Annotated in this window: 18 protein-coding genes; 13 read left to right on the top strand and 5 right to left on the bottom strand. The window is 68.4% G+C overall.

Features of this window, described 5'->3' with window-relative positions; all coding sequences use genetic code 11:
• Nucleotides 1-65: 65 nt before the first annotated feature.
• Complete coding sequence (locus BN973_RS12240) at nucleotides 66-866, bottom strand: class I SAM-dependent methyltransferase (protein WP_036468402.1); 801 nt, start codon at nucleotides 864-866, stop codon at nucleotides 66-68.
• Nucleotides 867-920: 54 nt separating this feature from the next.
• Between BN973_RS12240 and fdxA the strand changes: the two genes are divergently transcribed.
• Genes fdxA through BN973_RS12265 form a run of 5 tightly spaced genes read left to right on the top strand, consistent with a single transcriptional unit; the run spans nucleotide 921 to nucleotide 3714 of the window.
• Nucleotides 921-1277, top strand: coding sequence for a ferredoxin (fdxA, locus tag BN973_RS12245; RefSeq protein ID WP_036468405.1), 357 nt, complete (start codon nucleotides 921-923; stop codon nucleotides 1275-1277).
• A 7-nt stretch (nucleotides 1278-1284) separates the two neighbouring features.
• On the top strand, nucleotides 1285-1950 hold the full coding sequence (locus tag BN973_RS12250) for a helix-turn-helix transcriptional regulator (RefSeq protein ID WP_036468407.1): 666 nt from the start codon (nucleotides 1285-1287) through the stop codon (nucleotides 1948-1950).
• Nucleotides 1951-2003: 53 nt separating this feature from the next.
• On the top strand, nucleotides 2004-2378 hold the full coding sequence (locus tag BN973_RS12255; RefSeq protein ID WP_407067592.1) for a hypothetical protein: 375 nt from the start codon (nucleotides 2004-2006) through the stop codon (nucleotides 2376-2378).
• Nucleotides 2379-2421: 43 nt separating this feature from the next.
• Nucleotides 2422-2769 (top strand): cupin domain-containing protein, encoded by a 348-nt coding sequence (locus BN973_RS12260; protein ID WP_036468411.1) that lies wholly within the window; start codon nucleotides 2422-2424, stop codon nucleotides 2767-2769.
• A gap of 3 nt (nucleotides 2770-2772) precedes the next feature.
• The gene (locus BN973_RS12265; protein ID WP_036468413.1) at nucleotides 2773-3714 is read left to right on the top strand and encodes an NAD(P)H-dependent flavin oxidoreductase; all 942 of its coding nucleotides are present in this window, start codon (nucleotides 2773-2775) and stop codon (nucleotides 3712-3714) included.
• Nucleotides 3715-3717: 3 nt separating this feature from the next.
• Here BN973_RS12265 and BN973_RS12270 read toward each other — a convergent pair whose 3' ends face one another.
• Nucleotides 3718-4218, bottom strand: a complete 501-nt coding sequence (locus tag BN973_RS12270) for a DUF1990 family protein (protein WP_036468415.1) — start codon at nucleotides 4216-4218, stop codon at nucleotides 3718-3720.
• A gap of 24 nt (nucleotides 4219-4242) precedes the next feature.
• Between BN973_RS12270 and BN973_RS12275 the strand changes: the two genes are divergently transcribed.
• Nucleotides 4243-5118 carry an aldo/keto reductase gene (locus BN973_RS12275; RefSeq protein ID WP_036468416.1) on the top strand — a complete coding sequence of 292 codons (876 nt, stop codon included), beginning with the start codon at nucleotides 4243-4245 and terminating at the stop codon, nucleotides 5116-5118.
• Between the two features lie 21 nt (nucleotides 5119-5139).
• Entirely contained in the window at nucleotides 5140-5766 is a 627-nt protein-coding gene (locus tag BN973_RS12280) for a PaaI family thioesterase (RefSeq protein ID WP_036468418.1), read from the top strand.
• Between the two features lies 1 nt (nucleotide 5767).
• Here the strand turns inward: BN973_RS12280 and BN973_RS12285 are convergent, their stop codons facing one another.
• On the bottom strand, nucleotides 5768-6622 hold the full coding sequence (locus tag BN973_RS12285; protein WP_051641235.1) for an alpha/beta fold hydrolase: 855 nt from the start codon (nucleotides 6620-6622) through the stop codon (nucleotides 5768-5770).
• Between the two features lie 221 nt (nucleotides 6623-6843).
• Between BN973_RS12285 and thrS the strand changes: the two genes are divergently transcribed.
• Genes thrS through BN973_RS12315 form a run of 6 tightly spaced genes read left to right on the top strand, consistent with a single transcriptional unit; the run spans nucleotide 6844 to nucleotide 13243 of the window.
• On the top strand, nucleotides 6844-8910 hold the full coding sequence (gene thrS / locus BN973_RS12290; protein WP_036472334.1) for a threonine--tRNA ligase: 2067 nt from the start codon (nucleotides 6844-6846) through the stop codon (nucleotides 8908-8910).
• Nucleotides 8894-9463: an ATP adenylyltransferase gene (locus BN973_RS12295; RefSeq protein WP_232232073.1), complete on the top strand. Its 570-nt coding sequence runs from the start codon at nucleotides 8894-8896 to the stop codon at nucleotides 9461-9463. The genes thrS and BN973_RS12295 overlap by 17 nt, the downstream gene beginning before the upstream one ends.
• Nucleotides 9464-9511: 48 nt before the next feature.
• The gene (gene pgsA, locus BN973_RS12300) at nucleotides 9512-10177 is read left to right on the top strand and encodes a phosphatidylinositol phosphate synthase (protein WP_036468421.1); all 666 of its coding nucleotides are present in this window, start codon (nucleotides 9512-9514) and stop codon (nucleotides 10175-10177) included.
• Nucleotides 10174-11079: a phosphatidylinositol mannoside acyltransferase gene (locus BN973_RS12305; protein WP_036468423.1), complete on the top strand. Its 906-nt coding sequence runs from the start codon at nucleotides 10174-10176 to the stop codon at nucleotides 11077-11079. The genes pgsA and BN973_RS12305 overlap by 4 nt, the downstream gene beginning before the upstream one ends.
• Complete coding sequence (locus tag BN973_RS12310; RefSeq protein WP_036468425.1) at nucleotides 11079-12203, top strand: glycosyltransferase family 4 protein; 1125 nt, start codon at nucleotides 11079-11081, stop codon at nucleotides 12201-12203. The genes BN973_RS12305 and BN973_RS12310 overlap by 1 nt, the downstream gene beginning before the upstream one ends.
• Nucleotides 12203-13243: an NUDIX hydrolase gene (locus BN973_RS12315; RefSeq protein WP_036468426.1), complete on the top strand. Its 1041-nt coding sequence runs from the start codon at nucleotides 12203-12205 to the stop codon at nucleotides 13241-13243. Before BN973_RS12310 ends, BN973_RS12315 begins: the two co-directional genes overlap by 1 nt.
• A 6-nt stretch (nucleotides 13244-13249) precedes the next feature.
• Here the strand turns inward: BN973_RS12315 and BN973_RS12320 are convergent, their stop codons facing one another.
• Together BN973_RS12320 and BN973_RS12325 are read right to left on the bottom strand one after the other, a co-directional pair.
• Nucleotides 13250-14446: a PE-PPE domain-containing protein gene (locus BN973_RS12320; RefSeq protein ID WP_051641236.1), complete on the bottom strand. Its 1197-nt coding sequence runs from the start codon at nucleotides 14444-14446 to the stop codon at nucleotides 13250-13252.
• 11 nt (nucleotides 14447-14457) lie between these two features.
• The gene (locus tag BN973_RS12325; RefSeq protein ID WP_036468428.1) at nucleotides 14458-15525 is read right to left on the bottom strand and encodes a PPE family protein; all 1068 of its coding nucleotides are present in this window, start codon (nucleotides 15523-15525) and stop codon (nucleotides 14458-14460) included.
• Between the last annotated feature and the right edge of the window lie 45 nt (nucleotides 15526-15570).

The raw sequence follows: 15570 nt of genomic DNA on the forward strand, positions 1-15570 counted from the left end.
ATTGTTGATTAAAACCGACCGTAATGTCGATTAAGTTCAACGCCCGGCCCGCGCGGCAATCGCGGCTACTCGTCGTCCGGCTTGCGGGCGACGATCGCGACAGCGGTCAGTCGTTCGCGATGCTTGCGGAAGGTGTTGCGCATGGCCAGTACTCGCTTGCGCGCGTCCGGATTCAGCAGCAGGTTTCTGGCGAAGCGCAGCGCGCCGAACAGCCCCTCGTCGGCGATCACCCGGCGCGGTTGCAACAGCGCCATCGGCGCCGTCACGACGCGGTCGATGACCAGTCCGTGGTCCGACAACAACCGTGACCATTCGGCGATGGTCAGCGGGCGCGCGTTCACCTTGATCGAGCGGGCCAGCGCCTGCCGGATCTCGGTGCTGATCTCCTCGGAGACGGTGTCGGGGGTCAGCGCGAGTTCGTGTATCGCATAGCGACCGCGCGGCCGCAGCACCCGCGCGGCCTCGGCGACGATCGCGTGTTTGGCGGCATCGCCCTGCATCGTCAGCATCGCTTCGCCGATCACGACGTCGCGGCTGGCGTCGGGCAACCCGGTGTCGGCGGCGTCGGCGACCCGGACCGTTCCGGATGCGCCGGTGACACCGGCGATGACGTCGCGCACCGTTTCGGCCGCCTCGGGGTCCTGTTCGGCGCCCACGTACGACCGCGGGGCACGGGTGAGAATCTCGGCGGCCGTACGGCCGAGGCCGGGGGCGAGCTCGAGCACATCGGCGTCGGTCACGTCGGCGCCGGCCAGCATCGTGCGGGTGAGCCCGACACCGCCGGGGCGAAGGACACGTTTCCCGAGACGCGCCAGCAGCCAGTGGCCCGCAACGCTGTCGTCGGCCCGACTCGACATGGGAGACATAGTCTTTCCCGCCCTTCCTGGTTTTCACAATCGTGATTGTGTAAACTCTATCGCATGACGTACGTTATCGGAAAGCCCTGCATCGATGTGATGGATCGGGCATGTGTGGACGAATGCCCCGTGGATTGCATCTACGAGGGCGGCCGGGCGCTCTATATCCATCCCGACGAGTGCGTCGACTGCGGCGCGTGCGAGCCGGTCTGTCCGGTCGACGCGATCTACTACGAAGACGACCTGCCCGACGAGCTGCAGCCACACCTGGCCGACAATGCGGCGTTTTTCTCCGAAACCCTGCCGGGGCGCGACGCTCCGCTGGGGTCACCGGGGGGCGCGGCCAAGCTTGGTGCCCTCGGCGTCGACGCACCCTTGGTGGCCGCCCATCCGAAAGCCGACGTATCCGAAGGAGCGTGAGCGGCCGATGACGCCCGGGGCCACGTCGACGGGGGAGTCCGCCGGTCGCCGCCGTGAGGTGCTGCGGATATTGCGGACGTCCCGGGAGCCGATGACCATCGTCGCGATCGCCGATGCGCTCGGCGTGCATCCCAACACCGTTCGCTTCCACCTTGACAGCCTGGTCGGCGACGACCAGGTGGAACAGGTTGAGCCGGGCCGCAAGGGTCCGGGGCGTCCGCCGCTGATGTTCCGGGCGGTCCGGCAGATGGATCGCGGCGGGACGCGGCACTACCGGTTGCTCGCCGAGATACTGACGATGGCGTTCGCGGGCGACAAGGATTCGGCCGCCAAGGCGCTGGCCGCGGGGCGGGCCTGGGGCCGACAGCTGGACGCCGGCTCGTCGGCGGACGCCACGAGCCCGGACCAGGCCATCGGCCACCTGGTCGACGTGCTCGACCGGCTCGGCTTCGCGCCCGAGCGCCGGCGGGCCGACGGCGAGCAACAAGTCGGCCTGCGGCACTGCCCGTTTTTGGAAATCGCCGAAAACCGCACCGCCGTCGTCTGTCCCGTGCACCTTGGGATCATGCAAGGCGCGCTGGAAACCTCGGGCGCCCCGGTTGCCGTCGAGCGTCTGGATGCGTTCGTCGAACCCGATCTGTGCGTCGCGCACCTCGAGTTGCAGGAGGCCTAAAAGTGAACACCGAAATCGCGGTCGCCGTCGCGGTCACCTTCGTCTGGCTTGGCATGGTGCTGGCCATCTCGTTTTTGGAAGCTCCGCTGAAATTCCGGGCGCCGAACGTCACGCTGCAGATCGGGCTTGGCATCGGGCGGCTGGTCTTTCGCGCGCTCAACACCGTCGAGGTGGCGTTCGCCATCGTCATCCTGGCGGTCGTGGTGGACGGCCCGATGCCGACCCGGATCGCGATCCCGTTCGCCGTCGCGTTCGCGATGCTGGCCATCCAGCTGATCGCGGTGCGCCCGCGGCTGACCCGCCGCTCGGACCAGGTGCTCGCCGGGAGGGAGGGACCCCGCTCCCGCGCTCATTACGCCTACGTCGGTTTGGAGGTAGTCAAGGTCGCGGCATTGATCGTGGCGGGGATACTCCTATTGAGCGCATGAGACCTTGAAAGTCCACAGCAGCCCACACCGAGGGGATGAACCAATGGAATCGATCTCGCTCACCAGCCTGGCCGCCGAAAAGCTGGCCGAAGCCAAGCAGTCGCACAGCGGACGCGCCGCACACACCATCCACGGCGGCCACAGCCACGAACTCCGCCAGACCGTGCTGGCGCTGCTCGCCGACCACGACCTGTCCGAACACGACAGCCCCGGCGAGGCGACGTTGCAGGTGCTGCAGGGTCATGTGCGCCTGACGGCCGGTGACGACTCCTGGGACGGCAAGAGCGGCGACTACGTGGCGATTCCACCGCGACGGCATGCCCTGCACGCGGTTGAGGATTCGGTGATCATCCTGACCGTGCTGAAGAGCCAGCCCGGCGCGGCGCACTAGCCGATGCTGTCCACGCCCTGGTCGAGGGAGTTCGGCCTGCGGGTGCCGATCGTCAACGCCCCGATGGGCGGCGTCGCGGGCGGCCGGCTGGCCGCCGCCGTCAGCGCCGCCGGTGGTCTGGGCATGGTCGGCATGGGCAGCGTCGCGAACCGGGAGCTGCTGCAAACCCAGCTGCAACATGTCACCGGCAGGTTCGGAATCGGCCTGGTGGACTGGGTGATGCGCACCGAGGAGGGCTTGCTGGAGGACGCCCTGGCCGCGCGGCCCGCCCTGCTGTCGGTCAGCTTCGGCACCGACTGGTCGTGGGTCGCACAAGCGCATGACGCCGGAATTCCCGCTGTCACACAGGTTTACGACGCACTCGGAGCCCGTCGGGCCGCCGACGCGGGCGTCGACATCTTGGTCGCGCGCGGCGCCGAGGGCGGCGGGCACGGCGATACGAAGCTCGGCACGCTGCCGCTGCTCGACGACGTGCTGGACGCCGTCACCGTGCCGGTGCTCGCCGGGGGCGGCATCGCCTCGCCGCGCAGCCTGGCCGCCGTGCTGGCGGCCGGGGCCAGCGGCGCCTGGGTGGGCACCCGGCTGGCGGCGTGCCCGGAGGCGCTGACCGGCGACGCCAGCCGCCAGGCCCTGATCGCGGCCCGCTCCACCGACACCCGGGTCACCCGTGCCTTCGATGTCGCCAAGGGCCTGCCGTGGCCGTCGCGATTCCCGGCGCGAGTGCTGACCAACGACTTCGTCGCGCGCTGGACGGGCCACGAAGACGCACTCGATGCGCCGGCCTGCGACGAGCTGGCGGCCGCGATCGACGCCGACGACCGCCGGATCGCCCCGGTCGACGCAGGTCAGGGCGTCGGCATGATCCGCGACGACGCGTCGGTGGCCGAGGTCATCGACGCGATGTGCACCGGCGCGCAGCGGCTGCTGACCGGCTGGCGGGCGTAGCGGTCAGACCGCACGCAGGTACCGCTGCGCGATGAGGCGCTGGCCGATCTTCACCACCGGTCCGCCGGCCCTGCTCCACCAGGTCGCCGGCCGGGAGAACGCCGACACCTCGGCGAGGACCGCATCGGTGGCCGGGTCCCGGCGCACGGCGAAGCGTTCCTCGCCGCATTCCGGGTGGCCCGGCAGGGTGCCGTAGCCGAAGCCGCGGATGTCGGGCTCGTCGATCACATAGACGACGCGGCACGGCGCGGGCAGAAAACCCAGTCGCACCACTACCACCGCGTCGAGCACGACCTCCTCGGAGGAGGCTTGCACCCGCAGGCCGGACCCGCGCTGCATACCCCAGCGCATCACGGCGTCGGCGGCCCGCTCGAATCGCTGCCGGCCCGTACCGATCCGGCGCTCGACGTGTTGGTGGTGATATCCCGCGGGCAGCTCGCCGGCGGCGGTCGCGCCCACCTCGGAGTAGGTCAGCGGAAGCTCCTCGAGCGCTGCCAGGTCCACCCGCCCGAGCGTACGGTCGTAAAGGTGACCGCACAAAACTCGAAAACTGTTGCAGAAGCATCCGGAACGTTCACCTTCGGCGGCGATTTGACCGTCAACCGCCTCGGGTTCGGGGCGATGCGCATCGTCGGTAAGGGGGTCTGGGGCCCGCCCGCCGATCGCGACGAATGCGTCCGGGTGTTGCGCCGCGCCGTCGAACTGGGCGTGGACCTCATCGACACCGCGGACTCCTACGGCCCCTACATTTCCGAGGAGATCATCCGCGAGGCGCTGTACCCCTATGACGACCTGGTGATCGCGACCAAGGCCGGATTTTTGCGGACCGGTCCGGACGTCTGGATCGAGATGGGCTTTCCGGCCTACCTGCGCCAGGAAACCGAGATGAGCCTGCGCCGCCTGGGGGTGGAGACCATCGACCTGCTGCAGCTGCACCGCGTCGACCCCAAGTGGCCGCTGGCCGACCAGGTCGGCGAGCTGGCCAAGCTGAAGGACGAGGGCAAGATCCGCCACATCGGGCTGTCCGAGGTCAGCGTCGACCAGCTGAAGGAGGCCCAGCAGATCACGCCGATCGTGTCGGTGCAGAACATGTACAACCTGACCGTCCGCCGGGCCGAACCGCTGCTGGACTTCGCGACCGAACGCGGTGTCGGGTTCATCCCGTACTTCCCGCTGGCGGCCGGGCCGCTGGCCGCTGCGGACGGCCCGCTGAAACGCATCGCCGACGACCACCACGCGTCGCCGTCGCAGCTGGCGCTGGCCTGGCTGCTGAAGCGCTCGCCGGTGATGTTGCCGATCCCCGGGACGTCGAAGGTGTCGCACCTGGAGGAGAACGTGGCCGCGGCCGAGATCACGCTGTCCGACGAGGAGTTCGAGACCCTGGCGGCTGCTGGAGCGAAGTAATTCCGCACCCAATACGGTGTTCTGGTGGCCGGCGAGCGTCAGAAACACCCCGGCGGGGGATTCAACCCACCCGAACCGACGACGAAGGGCGGGCCGGACTACGGCCGGTTCATCGACGCGGTGCGCAAGCTGCAGGACCACGCGCGGGCCGTCGATGCTCCCGATCAGGTGATCAGCGAGGCCGCCGACACGCTGGAGAAGCTGTCCGTGCTGCTGAGCCCGTACGACGCGGACGAGTGGGCGTCGCCGTCGGGCCGCCGGATGGACCTGCCGATGCGCGGCAACATCCTGACGGTGCCGTTGTCGTCCCGCAAGACCGAGGACGGGCGGATCGAGGGCACCGCCCGTTTCGCCCGGTTTCACCTGGGCCGCAACGGCGCCGTGCACGGCGGGTCGTTGGGGATGCTGTTCGACACCGTGCTCGGCCTGACCGCGTCGGTGCTCACCGGTAGCCGCCGTCAGCGGACCGCATATCTGACGATCAACTACCGCAATATCGTCCCGATCGAACAAGAGCTGCAGTTCGACGCCGGCATCGACAGCGTGGACGGCCGCAAAATCTTCGTGTCGGGCAAGTTGACCGACGGCGACACGCTGCTGGCCGAAGCCGATGCGTTGTTCGTGAAACTCAAACCCGGCCAGCCGTAGCTCAGGCGGCCCATTCGGTGGCGTCGAGGCCGGCGTATTGCCCGGCGTAGAACGTGGTCAGTTGCTCGAGAAGTTCGGGCGCGCCGCTCGTGATCGTTGGACCGTGGTCTTTGCCTGCCAATGCGTAAAAGGTGGCGCCGGGAATCAGGTCCGCCAGTTCGGCTGATTCTTCGAAACGAAAGGCGTCATCGGTGCCGGCGCAGATGAGCGTCGGAATCGCGATCTGCGAAAGTTGGTGCTCATCGATGCCCGGATCCGATTGGCAGGAGCGCAGGTAGGCGGCGAGTGCCAGGGGATCGTGACCGGCCAACCGGTCGAGGTTCTTCGCGCTCAGGGCGAAGCCGTGTGCCTCTTGCCACCGGGCGAGGAAAGCAGGCATTCCGTCGGTCTCGAGGATGTCGATCGCGCCCCGGCAAAAGAACCTCTCCACGAGGTCGTGCTGGGCGTGGTGCGAAGATCCGACGACGACCAGCGAGCGAATCCGGTCCGGGTGCAGCACCGCCATCGCCAAACCGATTCTGCCGCCCAGCGAGTACCCCATGTAGTGGGCGGACCGAACCCCGATTTCGTCCAGCACCGCGCAAATGTCGAGCGCGAGAAAACGCGTGTCGTAGAGCGCCGAAAAATGCGGCTTGCTGCTTTGTCCATGGCCCAGGACGTCGATGGTCACCACGTTGAAACGGCGGGTCAGCTGCTCGGTGTATCCGAAGCGCTCCCAAATGGCCCTGGATTGCATGGTTCCGTGGACCAGCACCAGCCAGTCCGAGCAGTCGGTGCACGGCCCGGGGCTGACCTGGTAGGCGATCGAGACTCCCTGTCGATGTTCGACAGACCTGGTGACGCCGGCTTTGCGCATGGCAATAAGGCTAGGAAGGCCGGGCCCGGCGAGGAATCCGCCGATGGGGTGGAATTTCGCAACCGATCGGGGGACAAGCCACGGCAACGCGGAGTGGCCGCGGGGGCTCGACGGGCTGGCCGTGGTGGCGTGACGGCTTGGGCCTGTCGGGGCGCACCCCGATAGCATGGCATCGATTAATCACCGATTAATTCCCTTACCGAACCTTGGAGACCACCCCGATGAGCGCCCCCGCAGAGTCCGTCCCGGCAGCCCCGATCCGGGTTCCTGCCGGGACTACCGCGGCCGCGGCGGTCGGGGAGGCGGGGTTGCCGCGCCGGGGTACGCCCGACGCGATCGTGGTGGTGCGCGACGCCGACGGCAAGCTGCGCGACCTGAGCTGGGTGCCCGACGCCGACACCGAGGTGGTCCCGGTCGCGGCCAACACCGACGAGGGCCGCAGCGTCATCCGGCATTCGGCCGCACACGTGCTGGCCCAGGCCGTTCAGAACCTGTTCCCGCAGGCCAAATTGGGCATCGGGCCGCCGATCACCGACGGCTTCTACTACGACTTCGACGTGGCGGAGCCGTTCACGCCCGAAGACCTGGAAAAGCTGGAAAAGCGGATGCGTCAGATCGTCAAGGAGGGCCAGCTGTTCGACCGGCGGGTCTACCAGTCCAAGGACGCCGCGCGCGCGGAACTGGCCGACGAGCCCTACAAGCTCGAACTCGTCGACGACAAATCGGGCGACCCCGACGTCATGGAGGTCGGCCCCCCTGGTTCAAATGACGAACTCACCGCCTACGACAACCTCAATCCCCGTACCCGCGAACGGGTCTGGGGTGATCTGTGCCGCGGGCCGCACATCCCGACCACCAAGCACATCCCGGCGTTCAAGCTCACCCGCAGCTCGGCCGCCTACTGGCGCGGCGACCAGAGCAACGCCAGCTTGCAACGCATCTACGGCACCGCCTGGGAGTCGCAGGAGGCGCTGGATGCGCACCTGGAGCTGCTCGAGGAGGCGCAGCGGCGCGACCATCGCAAGCTGGGTGTCGAGCTGGACCTGTTCAGCTTCCCCGACGAAATCGGTTCCGGCCTGGCGGTTTTCCACCCCAAGGGCGGCATCATCCGCCGCGAGCTGGAGGAGTACTCGCGGCGCAAGCACATCGAGGCCGGGTACGAGTTCGTCAACACCCCGCACATCACCAAGGAGCAGCTGTACATCACCTCGGGCCACCTGGAGTGGTACGCCGACGGCATGTACCCGCCGATGCACCTGGACGCGGAGTTCAACGCGGACGGGACGGTGCGCAAGCCCGGGCAGGACTACTACCTCAAGCCGATGAACTGCCCGATGCACCACCTGATCTACCGGTCCCGCGGCCGCTCGTATCGCGAGCTTCCGTTGCGGCTCTTCGAGTTCGGCAGTGTGTACCGCTATGAGAAGTCGGGCGTGGTGCACGGGCTGACCCGGGTGCGGGGCATGACCCAGGACGACGCCCACATCTACTGCACGCGCGAGCAGATGCGCGACGAGCTGACCTCGCTGCTGCGCTTCGTGCTCGAGTTGCTGGCCGACTACGGGCTCAACGACTTCTACCTGGAGCTGTCCACCAAGGACCCGGAGAAGTACTCCGGCTCCGACGAGATGTGGGACGAGGCCACCGAAGTCCTGCGCGAGGTGGCCGTGGCGTCCGGGTTGCATTTCGTTGCGGACCCCGGCGGCGCGGCGTTCTACGGCCCGAAGATCTCGGTGCAGGTCAAGGACGCGCTGGGGCGCAGCTGGCAGATGTCGACGATCCAGCTCGACTTCAACATGCCGGACCGATTCGAGCTGGAATACACCGCATCCGACGGCTCGCGGCAGCGGCCGGTGCTGATCCACCGGGCGCTGTTCGGGTCCATCGAGCGGTTCTTCGGCATTCTCACCGAGCACTATGCCGGGGCCTTCCCGGCGTGGCTGGCGCCGGTCCAGGTGGTCGGGATCCCGGTCGCCGACGAGCACGCGAGCTACCTGGAAAACGTTGCCGCGCAACTGAGGTCGCGAGGTGTGCGGGTCGAGGTGGACACCAGCGACGACCGGATGGCCAAGAAGATCGTGACCCACACCAACCAGAAGGTGCCGTTCATGTTGCTGGCCGGCGACCGGGACGTCGAGAACGGGGCGGTCAGTTTTCGCTTCGGCGACCGCAGCCAGATCAACGGCGTGCCGCTCGACGCCGCGATCGATACCATCGTCAAGTGGATAGCCGACCGCGAGAATGACGCTCCCACACAAGAACTGGTGAAGGTTGCCGGCGGTGAGTGAGCAGGACAGCGAGGACACGATTCTCGACCGGGGTGTCGGAGATCGCGATCACCTGCAGCGGTTGTGGACGCCGTACCGGATGACGTATCTGGCCGAGGCGCCGGCCAAGCGCGACAACGGCAAACCCGATGAGCCGTTCACCGACATCCCGCAACTGCCCGACGAAGAGGGCCTGGTGGTCGCGCGCGGTGAGCTCGTCTACGCCGTGCTCAACCTCTACCCGTACAACCCCGGGCACCTGATGGTGGTGCCCTACCGGCGGCTGTCCGAGATCGAGGACCTGACCGACGCCGAGAGCGCGGAGCTGATGGCCTTCATCCAGAAGGCGATTCGGGTGATCAAGAATGTGTCGCGGCCGCACGGGTTCAACGTCGGCCTGAATCTGGGCACCTCGGCGGGCGGGTCGCTGGCCGAACACCTGCACGTGCACGTGGTGCCGCGCTGGGGTGGCGACGCGAACTTCATCACGATCGTCGGCGGCGCGAAAGTGATCCCGCAGTTGTTGCGCGAGACGCGCCAGTTGCTCGCGACGGAGTGGGCCAGACAGAAATGAGTCGCGCCGACGACGATGCAGAGCGCAGCGATGCGCAGGAGCGGCGCCATGAGTAAGGCGCCCTTCCTGTCCCGGGCCGCGTTCGCCCGGCTCACGGCTCCGACAGCCAGGGTGCTGCTGCGAGTGGGCCTGACGCCGGACGCCGTCACGATCCTGGGCACCGTCGTGGCCGTGGCGGGGGCCCTGACGTTGTTCCCGATCGGCAAGCTGTTCGTCGGCACGCTGGTGGTCTGGTTTTTCGTGCTCTTCGACATGGTCGACGGCGCGATGGCCCGCGAGCGCGGTGGCGGCACCCGATTCGGTGCGGTACTCGACGCGACGTGCGACCGCGTCAGCGACGGCGCGGTGTTCAGCGGACTGCTGTGGTGGATTGTCTTTGGCCTGCATGACAAATCGCTGGCGGTGGCGACGCTGATCTGCCTGGTCACCTCGCAGGTGATCTCCTACATCAAGGCCCGGGCCGAGGCCAGCGGACTGCGCGGGGACGGCGGGATCATCGAACGACCGGAACGGCTGATCATCGTGCTGGTCGGCGCGGGCCTGTCCGACCTGCCCGGTTATCCGTTGCCGTGGGCGCTGCCCGTGGCGATGTGGGTGCTGGCGGCGGCCAGCGTGGTCACCTGCGTGCAGCGGTTGCGCGCGGTGCGGACCTCCCCCGGCGCGGCCGAACCCTTGCCGCCCAATCCGGGAAGCGGCGAAACGAGCGCGCCGTGATCTTGACCCACACGGCAACCGACTGGGCCTATGCCGCCGGCTGGATGGCGGTGCGGGCGGTCCCAGAGTTCGCCGCGCGCAACGTATTCGACACCGGAGCCCGCTACGCCGCCCGCAATGGCGGTCCCGAGCAGCTGCGCAAGAACCTGGCCCGGGTCATCGGTGTACCGCCGGCGCAGGTACCCGACGCCCTGATGCGGGCTTCGCTGGAATCCTATGGCCGCTACTGGCGGGAGGCGTTCCGGCTGCCGTCGATGGACCACCGGGTGCTGGCCCGGCGAATCGACGAGCTGTTCCTCGGCGCCGACAATCTCGACGCGGCCCTGGCCGCCGGCCGTGGCGCCGTGCTCGCACTGCCGCACAGCGGCAACTGGGACATGGCCGGGGTGTGGCTGGCGCAGACGCGCGGCACCTTCACCACGGTCGCCGAGCGGCTCAAACCCGAGTCGCTGTACCGCCGTTTCATCGCCTACCGCGAAAGCCTTGGCTTCGAAGTGCTTCCGCTGTCCGGCGGCGATCGGCCGCCGTTCGAGGTGTTGTGCGAGCGGCTGCGGGCCAACCGGGTGGTGTGCCTGATGGCCGAACGCGACCTCACCCGCACCGGTGTCGAGGTCGACTTCTTCGGCGAGCCCACCCGGCTGCCGGCCGGGCCGGCGAAGCTGGCGATCGAAACCGGGGCGGCGCTGTGCGCGGCGCACTGCTGGAACGAGGGCGACGCCTGGCGGGTTCGTATCCAGCCGCCGCTGGACTGCTCCGGCGGGGACGTCAGGGCCATCACCCAGGCGCTGGCCGATCAATTCGCCGAGAACATCGCCGCCCACCCCGAGGATTGGCACATGCTGCAGCCGCAGTGGCTGGCCGATCTCTCCGACGACAGACGTGCCCGGCTGAAGGAAGCCTGATGCGGATCGGCATGGTCTGCCCCTACTCGTTCGACGTGTCGGGCGGGGTGCAGTCGCATGTGCTGCAACTCGCCGAGGTGTTGCGCGACCGGGGCCATCAGGTCAGCGTGCTGGCTCCGGCGTCGCCGCACGTCTGTCTGCCCGAGTACGTCGTCTCCGCCGGCAAGGCCATCCCGATTCCCTACAACGGTTCGGTGGCGCGGCTGCAATTCAGTCCCGCGGTGCACGGCCGGGTCCGGCGCTGGCTGGCCGAGGGTGACTTCGACGTGCTGCATCTGCACGAACCGAATGCCCCCAGCCTGTCGATGTGGGCCCTGCGGATCGCCGAGGGCCCGATCGTGGCCACCTTTCACACCTCGACCACCAAATCGCTGACGCTGTCCGTCTTTCAGGGTGTGCTGCGACCGTGGCATGAGAAGATCGTCGGCCGTATCGCGGTGTCCGACTTGGCCCGGCGCTGGCAGATGGAGGCGCTCGGGTCCGACGCGGTGGAGATCCCCAACGGGGTCGACGTCGCCTCCCTCGCCTCGGCGCCGCCCCTGGATGGGTATCCGCGGCCGGGCAAGACGGTGCTGTTCTTGGGCCGCTTCGGCGAGTCCCGCAAGGGCATGCAGGTACTGCTCGAGGCGCTGCCTCGGGTGACCGAACGCTACCCAGACCTGCAGGTGCTGGTCGTCGGCCACGGCGACGAGGACGAATTGCGAACGGAGGCAGGCGAAATGGCGTGCTACCTCCGTTTTCTCGGCCAGGTCGACGACGCCGGAAAGGCCTCGGCGATGCGCAGTGCCGACGTCTACTGCGCGCCTAACATCGGCGGCGAGAGTTTCGGCATCGTGCTGGTGGAGGCGATGGCCGCGGGCACGCCGGTGGTGGCCAGCGATCTGGATGCTTTCCGGCGCGTGCTGCGCGACGGCGAGGCCGGACGGCTGGTGCCGGTCGGCGACGCCGCCGCCCTGGCCGACGGGCTGGTCGAGATGCTCGGAAACGACGCGCTGCGTGCGCGTTACGTGGCCGCGGCGGGCGAAGCGGTTTCCCGCTACGACTGGTCGGTGGTGGCCGGCCAGATCGTGCGGGTGTACGAGACGGTCGCCGGCTCGGGCGCCAAGGTTCAGGTGGCCGGTTGATGGCCTGGCCGCTCGTCGTCATCGCCCTGCTGGTCGTGCTGATCGCCGTCTTGGCGGTGATCGGCGTCTGGGCCATTCAGACCGCGCAGCGATTGAACCGGTTGAACATCCGCTACGACCTGTCCTGGCAGGCCCTCGACAGCGCGCTGGCGCGGCGTGCGGTGGTCGCCCGTGCGGTGGCGATCGACGCCTACGGCGGCTCCCCCGAAGGCCGGCGGCTGGCCGCGCTGGCCGACGCCGCCGAGCGGGCGCCTCGTCAGGCGCGGGAGAACGCCGAAAACGAGCTGTCGGCCGCACTGGCGATGGTCGACCCCGCGGCGCTGCCGGCCGGTCTCATCGCCGAGTTGGCCGACGCCGAAGCCCGGCTGCTGCTGGCCCGCCGATTCCACAACGACGCGGTCCGCGACACCCTGGCGCTGGGCGAGCGGGGCCCGGTGCGTGCCCTTCGTCTCGGTGGAACAGCCACGCTGCCAAGTTATTTCGAGATCGTCGAGCGACCACAGGCGCTGGCCCACACCCCGCACGGGGTGCCCAAGCACCGGACCTCGGCGCGGGTGGTGTTGCTCGACGAAACCGGCGCGGTGCTGTTGCTGTGCGGCTCGGATCCGGCGGTCGAGGACTCGGCGCCGCGGTGGTGGTTCACCGTGGGCGGCGAGGTGCGCCCGGGCGAACGGCTGGCCGAGGCCGCCGCGCGAGAGTTGACCGAAGAGACCGGGTTACGGGTCGAAGCGGCCGAGCTGGTCGGACCGATCTGGCGACGCGACGAGGTCTTCGAGTTCAACGGCGCGCTGATCGACAGCGAGGAGTTCTTCTTCGTGCGCCGCACCGCGCGCTTCGAGCCGGTCTGCACGGGACGGACCGAGCTGGAACGCCGCTACATCCACTGCCACCGTTGGTGCGATGCCGACGACATCGCCGAACTGGTGGCCGCGGGACAGACGGTGTACCCGCGCCAGTTGGCCGAACTGCTCGGCGAGGCAATCGCGTTGGCCGACAACGACGTAGGTGGCCGGCTGCCCCAGCTGCAGTCGATCCGCTGACGTGAACTACCGCGCGTTCGACGGAATGGGCAGGAAACCCGCGGGCGGCAGTCCCGTAGCCAGCGGGACCGAGATACCCGGGCTTGCCCCGGCGACGGCGACCGAGCTGAGGGACTGCAGCGGGCCCGGCAGCCCGGTGGCGTAGCCGAAGTCGACTAACGGCTTGAGGAACGGTTGGAGCAAGTCGGCCAACGGATTTCCCAAAATCGGCACGAACATCCGCAACGGATCCAGCAGCGGCAAATTCGTGGTGGGGACGATGAAGTAGGTGGTGTTGCCGATCTGCTGTTGGACCGCGGTGGCAAGTTGCGCGGCGGTCAGCAACGGAGTTTGGGTGTGCAGCGGAACGCCGAAAATGGCGTTGAGGTCGGCCGAGATATTGAAAATGCCCGCGGGGAACTGGGCGACGGGGTCGTACTGGATGCCGTAGATGGTGGCCAGGTAGATGGTGTCTGCCGGCGTCGGCACGTGAAATGCGGTGAAGAATCCCGGGATAAAGCGGGTCAGGATGCCGCCGGTCACCGGATTGTTGGGATCGGCGAGCATCATGAAGTTCAGCAGGTTGGGGTCCGGCCGCAGGACGGCGGGCAGGGCATTGAGATAGCGCATCTCCATCGTGGCGATCGTGGCGCTCTGCGAATAGCCGACGACCAGGAGTTGATCGCCCGCGGTGGTATGGCTCATGATCGCGTTGTTCAGTATCGCGATGCCCTCTTGGACCGACTGCGTGAAGCTTTTACTGTTGATGCCGGTCAGTGGCCACAACTGCTCGGGCGTGTACAGACCCTGCGGGGAATAGCCGGGGTAATTCGGGAGGACGAACGTCTGGTAGACCTCCTGCACGTAGGTGTCAGTGGGGGTCGGGTTGCCGGTGCCGCCCATGATCAGCGCGATCTGGTCGCCCGACTGCAGGGCGGCCGCGTTGGACGTCTCGGTGTCGGTGTAGGCGTTCTGCGCGTTGACCAGCGTTTGCACGAACTGGTTGTGGAACAGTTCCGCCTGCGCGCTGAGCGCCTGGTATTGCGCGGCCTGGGCGTCCAGGAATGCGGCGGTGCGCAACGATACCGAATCCGTGGCGGGCGCCAGCACTCCGGTCGTCGGGGCCGCCGCGGCCGCGTTCGTCGCTTCCAGGGCCGACCCGATCCCTTGCAACTCGCCGGCAGCTGTCCCTATCGCGTCGGGGTCGACTATCAGGTCGGTCATCGGGCGCCTGGCTAATCCAGCACCGGGCGGGGCGCCAAAATCTTGCGGGCGGCCGCCGGAGTCGCGGCACCGATCAAGCGTCCGGGCACGTTCATCGGCGGCAGGTACGGCGCGGAGGTCGCGGTCGTCGACACGGGAGCCGCCGCGGCAGCGGGGACGCCGGTGACGGCGGGGGCCGCCGCCTGCGCGGTGCTGGCCCAGGTCGCCGGCACCGACAGCGCCCCGATCGGGGCGGCCCGGCCCATACCCGCGGTGACCACGCTCCCCGTGAGCTGCGCCGCGCCCGGGGCGCCCACCGCGGGACTGACCGCCGATGCCAGCACCGGATTGATCGCCGGGAGGCTGCCCGCCCCGCTCAGCAACGGGTTCGCGCCGGACATCAGCTGGCCCATCACCATTTGCATCGGTTCCATCGCGAACTGGGCCGGCGTCGAGAGCATCTGCAATTGCGACATCGGGTTCATCAGCTGCTGAGTCAACGACTGGAACAACGAGTTGATCAGCTGGTCAAGGAGCGAGGGGTAGGTGGGGGCGGCCGGCAGGCCAAACAGCGTCAGGGGCGGCGCGCCGAACGGGGTCCACCCGGCCTGGGCGGCCGTGGTGGCGGCGTCGTAGCCCGTCATGGCCGCGACGTCCTGGGCCCACATCTCCGCGTACTCGGCCTCGGTCGCCGCGATGGCCGCGGTGTTTTGACCCAGGATGTTCGTCGCGATCAGCGTCATCAGCAGGGCACGGTTGGCCGCGACGACCTCGGGGGGCACCGTCGCGGTGAACGCCGCCTCGAACGCACCCGCCGACAAGCGGGCCTGGTTGGCCAGCAGCTCTGCCTTTGCCGAGGTCGCGGTCAACCACTGCACATACGGCACGGCCGCCGAGGCCATCATCGTCGACGCCAGCCCCTGCCACGGCCCACCGGTCAGCGTCGACACCGTCGACTGAAAGGAACTGGCCGCCGAGGCCAGCTGCGCGGCCAACATTTCCCACCCCTGGGCCGCGGCCCAGATCGTCCCCGAGCGGGGTCCCGCATACATGCGCGCAGAATTGATCTCCGGCGGCAGCAGCACGAAATCCGGCACCATCTCCGAACCTCTTCTCGGCCAACCGCGACGGCCGGTGTGACCAGG

It is taken from the genome of Mycobacterium triplex, from assembly GCF_000689255.1.
Taxonomy (GTDB): Bacteria; Actinomycetota; Actinomycetes; order Mycobacteriales; family Mycobacteriaceae; genus Mycobacterium; species Mycobacterium triplex.

Excerpts from the sequence above, each read along its gene's own strand:
- BN973_RS12240 (WP_036468402.1), bottom strand. The coding sequence starts at position 866 with ATGTCTCCCATGTCGAGTCGGGCCGACGACAGCGTTGCGGGCCACTGG.
- fdxA (WP_036468405.1), top strand. The coding sequence starts at position 921 with ATGACGTACGTTATCGGAAAGCCCTGCATCGATGTGATGGATCGGGCA.
- BN973_RS12250 (WP_036468407.1), top strand. The coding sequence starts at position 1,285 with ATGACGCCCGGGGCCACGTCGACGGGGGAGTCCGCCGGTCGCCGCCGT.
- BN973_RS12255 (WP_407067592.1), top strand. The coding sequence starts at position 2,004 with ATGGTGCTGGCCATCTCGTTTTTGGAAGCTCCGCTGAAATTCCGGGCG.
- BN973_RS12260 (WP_036468411.1), top strand. The coding sequence starts at position 2,422 with ATGGAATCGATCTCGCTCACCAGCCTGGCCGCCGAAAAGCTGGCCGAA.
- BN973_RS12265 (WP_036468413.1), top strand. The coding sequence starts at position 2,773 with ATGCTGTCCACGCCCTGGTCGAGGGAGTTCGGCCTGCGGGTGCCGATC.
- BN973_RS12285 (WP_051641235.1), bottom strand. The coding sequence starts at position 6,622 with ATGCGCAAAGCCGGCGTCACCAGGTCTGTCGAACATCGACAGGGAGTC.
- thrS (WP_036472334.1), top strand. The coding sequence starts at position 6,844 with ATGAGCGCCCCCGCAGAGTCCGTCCCGGCAGCCCCGATCCGGGTTCCT.
- pgsA (WP_036468421.1), top strand. The coding sequence starts at position 9,512 with ATGAGTAAGGCGCCCTTCCTGTCCCGGGCCGCGTTCGCCCGGCTCACG.
- BN973_RS12310 (WP_036468425.1), top strand. The coding sequence starts at position 11,079 with ATGCGGATCGGCATGGTCTGCCCCTACTCGTTCGACGTGTCGGGCGGG.
- BN973_RS12315 (WP_036468426.1), top strand. The coding sequence starts at position 12,203 with ATGGCCTGGCCGCTCGTCGTCATCGCCCTGCTGGTCGTGCTGATCGCC.
- BN973_RS12320 (WP_051641236.1), bottom strand. The coding sequence starts at position 14,446 with ATGACCGACCTGATAGTCGACCCCGACGCGATAGGGACAGCTGCCGGC.
- BN973_RS12325 (WP_036468428.1), bottom strand. The coding sequence starts at position 15,525 with ATGGTGCCGGATTTCGTGCTGCTGCCGCCGGAGATCAATTCTGCGCGC.